Origin of the sequence: Micromonospora acroterricola (genome assembly GCF_003172955.1) — a bacterium.
In the GTDB taxonomy this organism is placed as follows: domain Bacteria; phylum Actinomycetota; class Actinomycetes; order Mycobacteriales; family Micromonosporaceae; genus Micromonospora; species Micromonospora acroterricola.
The window spans coordinates 1-12307 of record NZ_QGKR01000316.1 but is presented as its reverse complement, the minus strand read 5'-3'; the positions used below and the strand labels follow the sequence as shown (position 1 = coordinate 12307).

The 12307-nt window shown below is 73.1% G+C and carries 15 protein-coding genes; 6 read left to right on the top strand and 9 right to left on the bottom strand.

Annotated features, from left to right (window positions below):
• Positions 1 to 203 precede the first annotated feature (203 nt).
• Positions 204 to 1784: an MDR family MFS transporter gene (locus DKT68_RS27300; protein WP_109820251.1), complete on the bottom strand. Its 1581-nt coding sequence runs from the start codon at positions 1782 to 1784 to the stop codon at positions 204 to 206.
• A 112-nt stretch (positions 1785 to 1896) separates the two neighbouring features.
• Between DKT68_RS27300 and DKT68_RS27295 the strand changes: the two genes are divergently transcribed.
• Entirely contained in the window at positions 1897 to 2508 is a 612-nt protein-coding gene (locus tag DKT68_RS27295; RefSeq protein WP_109820250.1) for a TetR/AcrR family transcriptional regulator, read from the top strand.
• A gap of 13 nt (positions 2509 to 2521) precedes the next feature.
• Here DKT68_RS27295 and DKT68_RS27290 read toward each other — a convergent pair whose 3' ends face one another.
• Together DKT68_RS27290 and DKT68_RS27285 are read right to left on the bottom strand one after the other, a co-directional pair.
• Positions 2522 to 3031: a GNAT family N-acetyltransferase gene (locus DKT68_RS27290; RefSeq protein WP_109820249.1), complete on the bottom strand. Its 510-nt coding sequence runs from the start codon at positions 3029 to 3031 to the stop codon at positions 2522 to 2524.
• Positions 3028 to 3249, bottom strand: a complete 222-nt coding sequence (locus DKT68_RS27285; protein ID WP_201749212.1) for a biotin/lipoyl-binding carrier protein — start codon at positions 3247 to 3249, stop codon at positions 3028 to 3030. The genes DKT68_RS27290 and DKT68_RS27285 overlap by 4 nt, the downstream gene beginning before the upstream one ends.
• Positions 3250 to 3359: 110 nt before the next feature.
• Here DKT68_RS27285 and DKT68_RS32760 point away from each other — a divergent pair, with 110 nt between their 5' ends.
• Positions 3360 to 3545: a 50S ribosomal protein bL37 gene (locus DKT68_RS32760; RefSeq protein WP_109820247.1), complete on the top strand. Its 186-nt coding sequence runs from the start codon at positions 3360 to 3362 to the stop codon at positions 3543 to 3545.
• A 118-nt stretch (positions 3546 to 3663) separates the two neighbouring features.
• Here DKT68_RS32760 and rsrA read toward each other — a convergent pair whose 3' ends face one another.
• From rsrA to DKT68_RS27255, 5 genes are all read right to left on the bottom strand, one after another.
• Positions 3664 to 3951, bottom strand: coding sequence for a mycothiol system anti-sigma-R factor (gene rsrA, locus DKT68_RS27275; RefSeq protein WP_088950022.1), 288 nt, complete (start codon positions 3949 to 3951; stop codon positions 3664 to 3666).
• Position 3952: 1 nt separating this feature from the next.
• On the bottom strand, positions 3953 to 4780 hold the full coding sequence (locus tag DKT68_RS27270; RefSeq protein ID WP_109820246.1) for a sigma-70 family RNA polymerase sigma factor: 828 nt from the start codon (positions 4778 to 4780) through the stop codon (positions 3953 to 3955).
• Between the two features lie 232 nt (positions 4781 to 5012).
• Entirely contained in the window at positions 5013 to 5630 is a 618-nt protein-coding gene (locus DKT68_RS27265) for an alpha/beta hydrolase family protein (protein ID WP_109820252.1), read from the bottom strand.
• A gap of 52 nt (positions 5631 to 5682) precedes the next feature.
• Positions 5683 to 6075, bottom strand: a complete 393-nt coding sequence (locus tag DKT68_RS27260; RefSeq protein ID WP_109820245.1) for a WhiB family transcriptional regulator — start codon at positions 6073 to 6075, stop codon at positions 5683 to 5685.
• A 196-nt stretch (positions 6076 to 6271) separates the two neighbouring features.
• Entirely contained in the window at positions 6272 to 6976 is a 705-nt protein-coding gene (locus DKT68_RS27255) for an SOS response-associated peptidase (protein ID WP_109820244.1), read from the bottom strand.
• A gap of 101 nt (positions 6977 to 7077) precedes the next feature.
• On the opposite strand from DKT68_RS27255, the gene aroA reads away from it, so the two are divergent.
• The 4 genes from aroA to DKT68_RS27235 all read left to right on the top strand — a co-directional run bounded on the left by aroA (position 7078) and on the right by DKT68_RS27235 (position 11271).
• Positions 7078 to 8379, top strand: coding sequence for a 3-phosphoshikimate 1-carboxyvinyltransferase (gene aroA / locus DKT68_RS27250; protein WP_109820243.1), 1302 nt, complete (start codon positions 7078 to 7080; stop codon positions 8377 to 8379).
• Between the two features lie 120 nt (positions 8380 to 8499).
• Complete coding sequence (rsgA, locus tag DKT68_RS27245) at positions 8500 to 9510, top strand: ribosome small subunit-dependent GTPase A (protein WP_109820242.1); 1011 nt, start codon at positions 8500 to 8502, stop codon at positions 9508 to 9510.
• A 28-nt stretch (positions 9511 to 9538) separates the two neighbouring features.
• The gene (gene hisN / locus DKT68_RS27240) at positions 9539 to 10357 is read left to right on the top strand and encodes a histidinol-phosphatase (RefSeq protein ID WP_109820241.1); all 819 of its coding nucleotides are present in this window, start codon (positions 9539 to 9541) and stop codon (positions 10355 to 10357) included.
• A gap of 59 nt (positions 10358 to 10416) precedes the next feature.
• Positions 10417 to 11271: a hypothetical protein gene (locus tag DKT68_RS27235; RefSeq protein ID WP_236647093.1), complete on the top strand. Its 855-nt coding sequence runs from the start codon at positions 10417 to 10419 to the stop codon at positions 11269 to 11271.
• 40 nt (positions 11272 to 11311) lie between these two features.
• On the opposite strand, the gene DKT68_RS27230 is transcribed toward DKT68_RS27235, so the two are convergent.
• Positions 11312 to 12307 (bottom strand): glycosyltransferase (locus DKT68_RS27230; RefSeq protein ID WP_109820239.1); only part of this gene is annotated, 996 nt, incomplete at its 5' end.

The following is a 12307-nucleotide window of genomic DNA, read 5'->3' as shown; positions in this document are numbered from 1 at the left end:
TGGCGCGATCTCGCACGTCTTCCTCTGGGCCGGGCTGTTCACCATCGCGATCCCGGTGCGCGCCTGGTTCATCAAGGAGATCCCGCTGCGCACCGCGAACGTGGCGACGCCTCACCACCGCCCGACGCCGAGGCTGACCGGGGAACGGGAAACGCCGCGCCGTCCCGTGGGGACAGCGCGGCGTTCCGGTGTCGGGGTGCGCCCTAGGCGACCGGGGCCTTGCCGAGGGCGATCTCGGCCTCCTCCTCCGGGGTGGCCTGCGGCGGCGCCTCGTTCGCGGTGCGCAGCGGGATCTCCTTGATGAACCAGGCGAGCACCGGGATCGCGATGGTGAACAGCACGGCCCAGAGGAAGACGTGCGAGATCGCGTCGGCAAGACCGCCGAGCACCAGCTCACGCGCCTGGGCGGGCAGTTCCTTGAGCTTCTCCAGGTCCATGGCGCCGCCCTCGCCGCCACCGAAGGCACCGCCGGCGGCGGAGTCCGCCAACCGGCTGGCGAAGATCGCGCCGAACAGCGAGATGCCGAACGAGCCGCCGATGGACCGGAAGAAGGTGGCCGCGCCGCTGGCCGCGCCGAGGTCCTTCTGCTCCACGCTGTTCTGCGCGATCAGCATGGAGGTCTGCATGAGGAAGCCCATGCCGGCGCCCAGCACGACCATGTACAGCGAGGACTGCAGCTTGCTGGTGTTGGTGTCGAGCAGGGTCAGCAGCCCCATGCCCGCGGTCATCACCACGCCACCGATGATCGGGTACGCCCGGTACCGGCCGGTCTTCGTGATCGCCCGCCCGATGACCAGCGAGACGACCAGCATGCCGAACATCAGCGGCAGCAGCAGCAGGCCGCTGTTGGTGGCCGACGCCCCCTGCACGGTCTGCTGGTAGAGCGGCAGGAAGTTCATCGCGCCGAACATCGCGAAGCCGAGCAGGAAGCCGATCAGCGAGATCAGCGCGAAGTTGCGGTTGGCGAAGAGCGCCAGCGGGAGGATCGGCTCCGGGACCCGGCGTTCGACCAGGCCGAATGCCACCAGCGCGAGCAGGGCCAGCACGGCCAGGCCGAGGATCTGCGGTGAGGTCCAGTCGTACTGGTTGCCGCCCCAGGTGGTGATCAGCACGATCGCCGTGATGCCGACCGAGAGCAGCCCGGCGCCGAGCCAGTCGATCCGGTGCTCGGTGCGGTACTTCGGCAGGTGCATGGTGGTGATCAGCACGAGCAGCGCGACGCCGCCCAGCGGCAGGTTCACGTAGAACGCCCAGCGCCAGGAGAGGTGGTCGGTGATGAAACCACCCACCAGCGGGCCGGCCACCATGGCGATGGCCATGATGCCGGCGATCATGCCCTGGTAGCGACCGCGCTCGCGGGGCGGGACGAGGTCACCGATGATCGCCATCACGCCGACCATCAGGCCGCCGGCGCCGAGGCCCTGCACGGCCCGGAAGGCGATGAGCTGGACCATGCCGTCCTGGGGGCCGCCGAACATGCCGGACCCGGCCATGCCGCAGAGCGCGGAGCCGAGCAGGAAGATGCCGACCGAGGTCAGGAAGACGGACTTGCGACCGTAGAGGTCACCGAGCTTGCCCCAGATCGGGGTGGAGACGGTGGTGCCCAGGACGTAGGCGGTGACCACCCAGGTGAAGTGGTCGAGGCCGCCGAACTCGCCGACGATCCGCGGCAGCGCGGTGCTGACGATCATGTTGTCGAGCATCGCGAGCATCATCGCGATCATGAGGCCGAACAGCACGACCCGTACGTTGGGTCGCGCGCCGGCCTGGGTTGTCTGCGTCATGGGTAAGCTCCCCCCGAGGATTGCCACACTTACTTGCCGCCCGGCTAGTCACCTTACTAGCCGCACGGTAAGTTGGGCAGCAACTGACGGTCAAGCCAATTGGGGAGCGTGGGTGAGGGAGAGCACAGGCGGCACCCGTGAGCGGATCAAGGCCGTCGCGCTGGAGCTCTTCACCGAGCAGGGATACGAGAAGACGTCGCTGCGCGAGATCGCCGAGCGTCTGAACGTGACCAAGGCAGCGCTCTACTACCACTTCAAGAGCAAGGACGACATCGTCGCCAGCTTCGTGGAGGACCGGCTGGAGCGGATGGACGAGCTGACGGCCTGGGCCGAGTCGCAGCCGGCGACCCTGGCCACGCGACGCACGCTGATCTCGCGGTACGCCGACACGATGTTCGCCGGCGACCAGCCGTCGGTGATGCGCTTCTTCGAGCAGAACCAGACCGTGCTCAAGAGCCTCGCCTCCGGTCAGCAGATGCGCGGCCGGATGATGCAGCTGGCCAACGCGCTCTGCCGGGGCGACGACTCCCCCACCGCCCAACTGCGCGCCGTGCTGTCGCTCTTCGCGGTGCACAGCAGCTGGTTCGCCGTCCGGGCGCCAAACATCACCGACGCCGAGCGCCGCCGGATCGCCCTGGAGGTGGCCGACGAGCTGCTGGCCGCCATCGGCACGGAGCCCGACCCGAGTGGGACCGCGGCCGGGTCGGGCCACCCGCAGGGCTGACCCGACCGGCGACTCAGCGCGGGGGCAGCTCCAGCCGCAGACCCAGCAGGTCCACGCCCGCCACCGGCGACCAGTCCTTCTCCGGAGCCCGGACGAAGCCGAGCCGCTCGTACAGGCGGTGCGCCGACGCGGCCATCCCCGCCCGGACGCAGATCATCAGTGCCGCGCAGCCCAGCTCGGCCGCCCGGTCGACGCACGCCTGGACCAGCGCCGCGCCGACGCCCCGGCCCTGCGCGGCAGGGTCGACCGCGAGCATCCGGAACTCCGCCTCACCCGGCCCGGACAGCTCCGCGAACGGGGTGCCCGGCAGCACGAAGGTGACCGAGCCGAGCACCGCGCCGGTCGTCTCGTCCACCGCGACCAGCACCTCGCCGCTGGCGGCCCGGGTCGACACGTCGGCCAGCACCGCGCCGTACCCGTGCTCGCCCTTGAGCTGGCCGTCCGCCTCGTACGCGGCCACGGTCAGCCGGGCCACCGACGGGAAGTCGGCCGACTCGGCGCGCCGGACCAGCAGGCCGGTCAACCGATCACCGCGATCAGGTCGCCGTCCTGCACGACGTCGCCCTCGTTGACGGCGAGCTGCTCGATCACACCGTCGGACTCGGCTACGACCGGGATCTCCATCTTCATGGACTCGAGAATCACCAGGGTGTCGCCCTCGGACACGGTGTCGCCGGCCGACGCGACGACCTTCCAGACGTTCGCCACCATCTCGGCGCGGATCTCCTCGGCCATGTCCAGGCCCTCCCTCTTCCCGATGTGCCTGCCGACGTATCCAATCATGCGACGGCGGACCGTGGGCGTGGAGCGGTGCGGCCCGCGGGCCCGGCCGCCCCGGGGGGAGGTGCCGGATGCCGACCGCACTACCATCACCGGGTCGGACCCGACGCCGGACCGCCGGTAGCTGCACCGGCGCGAGGTCGTGCGCAGGGCGGGATCCGACCCATCACGAGGAGGTCAGCATGGCGAAGAAGTCCCGCAAGAAGAAGGCTCGGAAGAAGAACGCCGCGAACCACGGCAAGCGTCCCAACTCCTGAACGCGCCGACGGGCCGACGGCCCGTCACCGGTCAGCCCCACCCGGCGGACGCCGGGAACGCCGGTGGCCCGGGTCGAGATCGACCCGGGCCACCGGTTTCGTTCGTTACGCCGACACGTCAGTCGGCCAGTTCGCGGGATTCGGTGGTCTCGAAGACCACCAGCTCGGTGAGCTTGACCCGCAGCCGCTCACGCAGCTCGTCCGGCGCGGTCTCGTTGCCGCAGCAACGCGCCACCAGCGCCCGCACCTCCTGCTCGAGCCCGTACTCGCGCAGGCACGGCCCGCACTCGTCGAGGTGGTGCCGGATCAGCGAGCGGCGCTCGTCCGCGCACTCCAGATCCAGGTAGAGGTAGACCTCCGCGAGCACCTCACGGCAGTCCGTCTCGTGCGGCTCCCCACAGCTCACGTCACACCTCCCGGCCGGCAGCGGCAGCGGTCGAACCCTTCGCGGAACGGGCCGGGCTGAAGCCCCGCTCCGCGGCGTACTGCTCGAGCAGCTTGCGCAGATTACGACGGCCCCGGTGCAGGCGCGACATCACGGTGCCGATCGGCGTGCCCATGATGTCGGCGACCTCCTTGTAGGAGAAGCCCTCGACGTCGGTGAGGTAGACGGCGAGACGGAACTCCTCCGGCAACTGCTGGAGGGCCTCCTTGACGTCGCTGTCCGGCAGCCGGTCCAGCGCCTCCGTCTCCGCCGAGCGCAGCCCGCTGGAGGTGTGCGACTCGGCCTCGGCGAGCTGCCAGTCGGTGATCTCCTCGGTGGGCGCCTGGATCGGCTGGCGCTGCCGCTTGCGGTAGGAGTTGATGTAGGTGTTGGTCAGGATCCGGTAGAGCCAGGCCTTCAGGTTGGTGCCCTGCTCGAACTGGTGGAAGGCCGCGTACGCCTTCAGGTACGTCTCCTGGACCAGGTCCTCGGCATCCGCCGGGTTGCGTGTCATCCGCAGCCCAGCAGCGTAGAGCTGATCGACGAATGGCATCGCGTCCCGCTCGAAACGGGCCCTGCGCTCGTCCGTCTTCTCGGTGGTCAACCGCACATCCCCTCGCGTCGGATGCTTTCCCGCCGAGGATACGCGCACAGACCTGCCCACAGATTCACTTCCGGCCGGTGTGCCCGTGCTCACCGCACCCACCCCGCCCGGTCCCGCCGTCGCGGGCCAGTCCGGACCATCCAGCAACTGCTTCAGCTGCCGGGCGTCCCGTTCGTCCCGTTCCAGGCTCCGTGTATCGGTCGGCACCGGTCACCCCCCTCGCAGAAAAGTCGTCCGGGGGTAGTAACGCGAAACGGCGGCGGGGGCATTCCGTCCCGCTCTCCCGTTCCTGGTCCCGGCCCCGGCGACGGCCGGCGCTGGGACCAGGAAGGGCCTGGGAGGACCGGTCCCGCCCGCCCGAACCGGACCGGCGGCACCATCGGATGCAACGACCCGCGCCCGGCAGCGGACACGGTTCGCGCGCCCGAGCCACGCCGGATCAGCCCGCCGCCCAGCCCTGGGCGCGCAGCCAGTCACGCACCACGGCCGCCGTGCCGGCCGGATCCCGTCGCAGGTCGTGCGTCTCCCCCGGCCGGGTCACCACCCGGACGGCCGGCCCCGGCTCCGGCACTCCGAACGGGTCCCGGTCGCCGTTGACCACCAGCGTCGGCAGGCCGGTGGCGAGCTCGCCCGCCCGGGAGCGTTCCGGCCTGCCGGGCGGGTGCAGCGGAAAGGCCAGCGCGACCACGCCGGCCGCCCCGACCGCGCGGGCCGTGCGGCAGGCCACCCGCGCGCCGCTGGAGCGCCCGCCGACCAGCAGCACCGGAACGTCGGTGTGCCGGTCGCAGAGCGCGCCGAGCACCGTCGTCCACGCCTCGTCGAGGTGTCCGGCGGGTGCCGGGGCACGCCGGCCGGCGACCCGGTAGGGCTGCGTCACCCGGACCACCGCCAGACCCGCCGCGACCGCGGTGTCGCGCACGGCGAGCAGGTCGGGCGCATCCACGCTGCCGCCCGCACCGTGCCCGAGCACGAGCAGGGCGGCGGGCGGCCCGGCCGGCAGGTCGGTGTCGGTCCGCGCCGGACCGCGCGGAGTCTCGATCTCGTCGCTGGGCAGCACCGACTCATTCTGCGCCGCTCCGACCAGCACCCGGGACGGGACCGGCCGGTGGTCAGCTCAGCGGGACCAGGGTGAGCAGGCGGTCCCGCACCGGTGGGCCCGCCTCGTCGACGGCGTCCGGATCCGGCTCGACCTCCCCGCGCCAGGCGACGAGCATCGCCCGCCGCTCGCGGGGTGTCGTGGCACCCCACACACCGTGGCAGTCGCCCACCTCCAGCGCCCAGGCCAGGCAGGACCCCTGCACGTCGCAACTGCGGCACAGTGCGACGGCGGCGTCCGCCGGCTCGTTCGGCGCCGGAAAGAACGTCTCCGGATCGACGCTCTGGCACGTCCCTCTGGTGCGCCACGCGTCGTCCTGCCGCCGTTCGTGCAAGGCCCGCAGCAGTCGCGGATCTCGCCGCGCCGCAGCCACCTCGTGCGGGCGGGGCATACGCGCCCGTGTCATCCACCCACCTCCCCCGTGGGACCGGCAAGATCGGTGGATGTCGTCCGCCCCGTGCGAATCGACACCCACTACCGGCGCTGTGTTCTATCGCACTTCCCGACATCGGGACAAGGGTCTGCCGGGAAGATGACTGAACGGCCAGGAGACGAATCACGCGCAACCCCGGCAAATCGGCGCTCGACGATGCGCATGGACCTCAGAACAGGGTGAGCTCCTGCGGCGCCACCGCCGGCGCCACCCGGGCGGTCAGCTGCGGCCCGTCGTTGCGGACGTCACCCACCGCCGGCCCGACCGGGCGGATCTCCAACCCGGCGAGTTGGCCGGCCGCTGGCGGAGCGAGCAACCGGTCCGGCTCGTCGGTCGACGCCAGCCACGACGACCACCGCTCGCGCGGCAGCAGCACCGGCATCCGGTCGTGCACCCCGGCCAGCTCGCCGAGCGCCGCGGTGGTCAGCACGCTGAAGGTGAGCCGGGTGTCGGCCCCGGACTCCCAGACCGACCAGATCCCGGCAAGGGCGAGCACGGAGCCGTCGGCGGGAGTCATGTAGTACGCCTGCCGCCCGCCGTCGGGCTGGCGGACCCACTCGTACCAGCCGTCGGCCGGGACCAGACAGCGGCGACGGGCGAACGCCCCGGCGTACGCCCGGCTGGTGGCGACCGTCTCCGCCCGCGCGTTGATCATGCGGGCCGCGCCGGCCGCCGACCGGGACCAGTGCGGCAGGAAGCCCCAGCGGCCGAGGCAGAGGCTGCGGTGCCCCTCCGGAGTGACCCGGACCAGCGGCACGGGGTCGGTCGGCGCGACGTTGTGGTCCGGCCGGAGCTGGCCGTCGGTGTCGTCGGACGACTCGAACAGCGCGCTCAGCTCACCGGAGCTCCGGGTCGTCGCGTACCTGCCGCACATGGGCACACGCTAACCCGTCGAGGCCGGACGGGCTGTCCCGCCAACCGGGAGTCGGACCGCCGGTCGCCGCTGCCGACCGGCGGACACGGCAGAATGTAACCGTGGGGAACCTGATCGCGACCCGGCCGCCGCAGCCGTGGACCGCACCGACCGCCTCCGACCCGGTGGCGGCCACGCTCCGCCTGCCCGGGTCCAAGTCGATGACCGCGCGCGCCCTCGTGCTCAGCGCGCTGGCCGCCGGCCCGTCGACGCTGGCCGGGCCGCTGCGCGCCCGGGACACCGAGCTGATGGCGGCCGGCCTGCGGGCCATGGGCGCGCACGTGTCGATCAGCGACGACGAGCGCTGGCTGGTCCGGCCGCACCCGCTGGTCGGCCCGGCGCACGTGGACGTGGGCCTGGCCGGCACGGTGATGCGGTTCGTCCCGCCGGTGGCGGGGCTGGCCGACGGGCGGATCACCTTCGACGGCGACCCGCACGCGCGCACCAGGCCGCTCGGCCCGCTGATCGGCGCGCTGCGCTCGCTGGGCGTCCGGATCGACATCGACGGCGAGGGCAGCCTGCCGCTGGCCGTGCTCGGCGCCGGCGGGGTCACCGGCGGCGAGGTGGTGATCGACGCCTCCGCCTCCAGCCAGCTGGTCTCCGGGCTGCTGCTGGCCGCGCCGCGCTTCGACCGGGGCGTCGTGGTGCGGCACGTCGGCCCACCGGTGCCCTCCGCGCCGCACCTCCGGATGACGGTGCAGATGCTGCGGGCCGCCGGCGCGGCCGTCGACGACACCACCCCCGACGTGTGGACCGTCGAGCCCGGTCCGCTCACCGGGCGCGGCTGGGAGATCGAGCCGGACCTCTCCGGTGCGGTGCCGTTCTTCGCCGCCGCGCTGGTCACCGGCGGTGAGGTCACCCTCCAGGGCTGGCCGCGCAGCAGCGCGCAGCCGGTCGAGCAGCTCCGCTCGCTGCTGCACCGGATGGGCGGCGAGGTCACCCTCTCCACCACCGGGCTGACCGTCCGGGGCACCGGCGTGGTGCACGGCCTGACCGCCGACCTCTCCGACGTCAGCGAGCTGACCCCGGCGCTGACCGCGCTGGCCATGCTGGCCGACTCGCCGTCGTCCTTCACCGGCGTCGGGCACATCCGGGGTCACGAGACCGACCGGCTGACCGCCCTCGCCCGGGAGTTCACCGCGCTCGGTGCGGACGTCACCGAGGCGCCGGACGGGCTGGAGATCCGACCCCGGCCGCTGCGCGGCGGCGTGTTCCGCACCTATCACGACCACCGCATGGCGCACGCCGCCGCGGTGGCCGGTCTGGCCGTGCCGGGCATCGAGGTGGACGACGTCGGGTGTACCTCCAAGACCATGCCCGAGTTCCCGGCACTATGGTCAGCGATGGTGACCGGCAAGAGCTGACGCGACGGAGGACGGGTCCTGGCGACCAAACGGCGGGAGTACGACGAGGACGACGTACGGGTCCGGCCCGGTAAGTCGTCGCGTCCGCGTACGCGTACCCGACCCCAGCACGCCGACGCGGTGGACGGCTTCGTCATCGCCGTCGACCGCGGGCGCTACACCTGCGTGCTGGCCGGGGCCGAGCACGGCGTGGTCGGGGCCGAGCTGCCCACGGTCACCGCGATGCGGGCCCGCGAGCTGGGCCGCAAGTCGGTCGTGGTGGGCGACCGGGTCGGTCTGGTCGGGGACACCTCCGGCGCGGAGGGCGCCCTGGCCCGCATCGTCCGGATCGCCGAGCGCCGCTCGGTGCTGCGCCGCACCGCCGACGACGACGAGACCACCGCCGAGGGCCGGCTGGAACGGGTGGTGGTGGCCAACGCGGACCAGTTGGTCATCGTCAGCGCGCTGGCCGACCCGCCGCCGCGCACCGGGTTCATCGACCGCTGCCTGGTGGCCGCGTACGACGCCGACGTCGAGCCACTGCTCTGCCTCACCAAGGCCGACCTGGCCGGCCCGGAGGAGGTGCTGGGCTACTACACCGAGCTGGAGCTGCCGTACGTGCTGAACCGCCCCGACTCCGACCTGGACGCCCTGCGCGCGCTGCTGGCCGGCCAGGTGTCGGTGCTGGTCGGGCACTCCGGCGTGGGCAAGTCGACGCTGGTCAACCGCCTCGTCCCGGACGCCGCCCGGGCGGTCGGCGTGGTCAGCGCGATCGGCCGCGGCCGGCACACGTCCACCAGCGCGGTGGCGCTGCGGCTGCCACCGATTCCCGGGATCGACACCGACCCGGGCTGGATCATCGACACCCCGGGCATCCGCAGCTTCGGTCTGGCGCACGTCTCCGCCGACAGCCTGCTGCACGGCTTTCCCGACCTGGTCGAGGGCACCGTCGACTGCCCGCCCAACTGCCCGCACACGGCCGACGAGGCCGACTGCGGGCTGGACGCCTGGGTGGCCGCCGGCAGGGCGGACCCGCGCCGGCTGGCCTCGTACCGCCGGCTGCTCGCCTCCCGGGCGGGCGAGGGTGACCAGCGCGGCGAGACCGACCAGCGCGGGCCCGGCGAGGGCGATCGGCGCGGGCCGGACGAGTGAGCGGCCGGGCGTCGGCTAGGTTGCCGGCATGACCGGGTACGCCGACGACCTCGCCCTCGCCCACCTGCTCGCCGACCGGGCCGACGCCATCGCCACGTCCCGGTTCCGCGCGCTCGACCTGCGGGTCGAGGCGAAGCCCGACCTGACCCCGGTCTCCGACGCGGACACGGCCGTGGAGCGGGAGATCCGCGCGCTCCTGGCCGAGCACCGGCCGGCCGACGGGCTGCTCGGCGAGGAGTACGGGGCCCAGCCGGCCAGCGACGCGGACGGTCGACGGTGGATCGTCGACCCGATCGACGGCACCAAGAACTTCGTCCGTGGCGTGCCGGTCTGGGCCACCCTGATCGCGCTGTTCGACGCGGATCGGCCGGTGGTCGGTGTGGTCTCCGCGCCGGCGCTGGGCCGGCGCTGGTGGGCGAGTCTCGGCGCGGGGGCGTACGCCGGGCCGGGCCCGGCCGCCGGCGAGCGGATCGGGGTCTCCGCGGTGCGGCGGCTCGCCGACGCCAGCTTCTGTTACTCGTCGCTGACGGGGTGGGAGCGGGCCGGGCGGCTCGACGCGATGCTCGACCTGATGCGGGCCAGTTGGCGCAGCCGGGCGTACGGCGACTTCTACGGCTACATGCTGTTGGCCGAGGGGGCACTGGACGTGATGGTGGAGCCGGAACTGTCGCTGTGGGACATGGCGGCGCTGGTGCCCATCATCACGGAGGCGGGTGGCACGGTCACGGATCTGGCCGGTCGACCGGCGCCGGCCGGCGCGCCGGGCACCGAGAGCAGCCTGGTGGCCACCAACGGTGTGCTGCACGCCGACATCCTCACGCGCCTGGATCGACCAGCCGAGCACTGACCCCCGGCAACCTCTATCCTCGCCAGGTGGTCTCCTCCGGCTGGTGTTTCCTCGCGGCGATGATCGTCGCGTACGGCGTCGCCAACCTGCTCCAGTCGGTGGCGGCGGCCCGCACCACCGTGCACCACACGTTCGACCCGGGCCTGCTGCTGCGGCTGGCCGGACACCGGACGTACCTGGTCGGGTTGGGCTGCCAGATCGCCGGCTTCGTGCTCGCCTTCCTGGCCCGCCGGGACCTGCCGCTGTTCCTGGTCCAGGCCAGCGTGGCCGCCGGGCTCGGGGTGACCGCCATCCTCGGTGTGCTGGTCTTGAAGTGGCGGTTGCCGGCGGCCGAGGTGGCGTTGCTGGCCCTGCTCTTCGCCGGAATCACCGCGCTGGTGCTGGCCGCGCGGCCGGCGCCGTCCCGGCAGCTCGGCACCGCCGGCTCGGTCGCCCTGCTGGTGGCGCTCGGCGTGATCGCGGTGCTCGGCTTCTTCGCCGTCCGGCTGCACGGTGCGCCCGGCTCGGTGGCCCTCGGCTCGCTGGCCGGGCTGGCGTTCTCCTCGGCCGCGGTGGCCGCCCGGCCACTGGCGTCCGCGCCGTCCGCCGAGGCGTTCCTCGCCCACCCGCTGTTCTACCTGCTGATCGTCCACTCGATCGTCGGCCAACTGCTGCTGGGCCTGGCGATGCAGCGCGGCTCCACCACCGCCGCGGTCGCCGCGATGGACGCCGCCGGGGCGGTGCCGGCGGCGATCGTCGGCCTGCTGCTGCTCAACGACAAGATCTGGCCCGGTCGGGAGTGGCTGGCCGCGGTCGGCTTCCTGGTCACCCTCGCCTCGGTGATCGGGCTGACCCGGTACGCCGAGCCGCAGCACCACCACGCGAAGGCGCGCCGCCGCGACCGTGCCATGGTCGCCGCCAGCCGGGCCGGCTGAGCAGCGTCCACCAAAGCCCACGACGGCGTACGGCCCCCGCTCAGGCCTCGACCGGCTTGCGCCGGCTCACCACCCGCTCGTAGAGGCGCTCCAGGGCGCCAGCGGTCCGTTCCCAGGTGTAGCTGCTCCGGACCCGGTCCACCGCGGCGTGGCCGTAGGCGAACCGGCCGGCGTTGTCGGCGAGCAGCCGGCGCAGGGACACCCCGAGCGTCCGTACGTCGCCGGGCGGCACCAGCCGGCCAGTGACCTCGTCGACGACCGCGTCCGCCAGGCCGCCCATCGCGTAGCCGACGACGGGCACCCCGCACGCCATCGCCTCCAGCGAGACCCGCCCGGCCGACGAGTAGTGCGGGGTGCACGCCACCACGTCCGCCGACCGGTACCAGGTGGCCATCTGGTCGTGCGGCACCGCGCCGACCAGCCGTACCTGATCGGCCACCCCGACCTGTTCGGCCAGCTCGCGTAGACGGCGCGCCTCCGTGTGGTTGACCAGCTGATCGAGCGGCGGACCGCCGGCGATCACCAGCTCCGCGTCGCCGACCAGCCGCATCGCCCGGATCAGGTCCTCCTGGCCGTGGCCGGGCGAGAGCCCACCCACGGAGAGGATCCGGGCGCGCTGCTCCCGCGGCGCCGCCTCACCGTCGGGGTGGAACTGCTCGGTGTCCACCCCGGCCGGCACCATCGCCACGGAGCTGCGTTGCAGCCCCATCCGGGTCAGCTCGTCCACCTCGTCGTTCGACTGGGCGACCGCGATGTCGACCGCCCGGGTAAGCGCACGTTCCAGCGGGATCCGCTGGCCCGGCCCGTCGTACCCGCCACCCAGGTGGCGCAGTTGCTCGACGCCGAGCGAGTGGAAGGTCTGCACCACCGGAATGTCGGTCTCCCGGACCGCGTGCGCGGCGGCGAGGCCGCCGATCCAGTAGTGCCCGTGCACCACCTCGGGCCGCCAGGCGCCGCCCCAGTCGTCGGCCAGCCAGCGGCCGAACGTCGTCACGTGCGGGATCAGCTCGGCGGTGGGCAGCGGGGTGGGCGGGCC

What these genes read in the sequence shown, in the direction of transcription:
- DKT68_RS27235 (WP_236647093.1), top strand. Translation starts at nt 10,417, where the DNA reads ATGATCGTCGCGTACGGCGTCGCCAACCTGCTCCAGTCGGTGGCGGCG.
- DKT68_RS27260 (WP_109820245.1), bottom strand. Translation starts at nt 6,075, where the DNA reads ATGACACGGGCGCGTATGCCCCGCCCGCACGAGGTGGCTGCGGCGCGG.
- hisN (WP_109820241.1), top strand. Translation starts at nt 9,539, where the DNA reads ATGACCGGGTACGCCGACGACCTCGCCCTCGCCCACCTGCTCGCCGAC.
- DKT68_RS27300 (WP_109820251.1), bottom strand. Translation starts at nt 1,784, where the DNA reads ATGACGCAGACAACCCAGGCCGGCGCGCGACCCAACGTACGGGTCGTG.
- DKT68_RS32760 (WP_109820247.1), top strand. Translation starts at nt 3,360, where the DNA reads ATGCCGACCGCACTACCATCACCGGGTCGGACCCGACGCCGGACCGCC.
- DKT68_RS27255 (WP_109820244.1), bottom strand. Translation starts at nt 6,976, where the DNA reads ATGTGCGGCAGGTACGCGACGACCCGGAGCTCCGGTGAGCTGAGCGCG.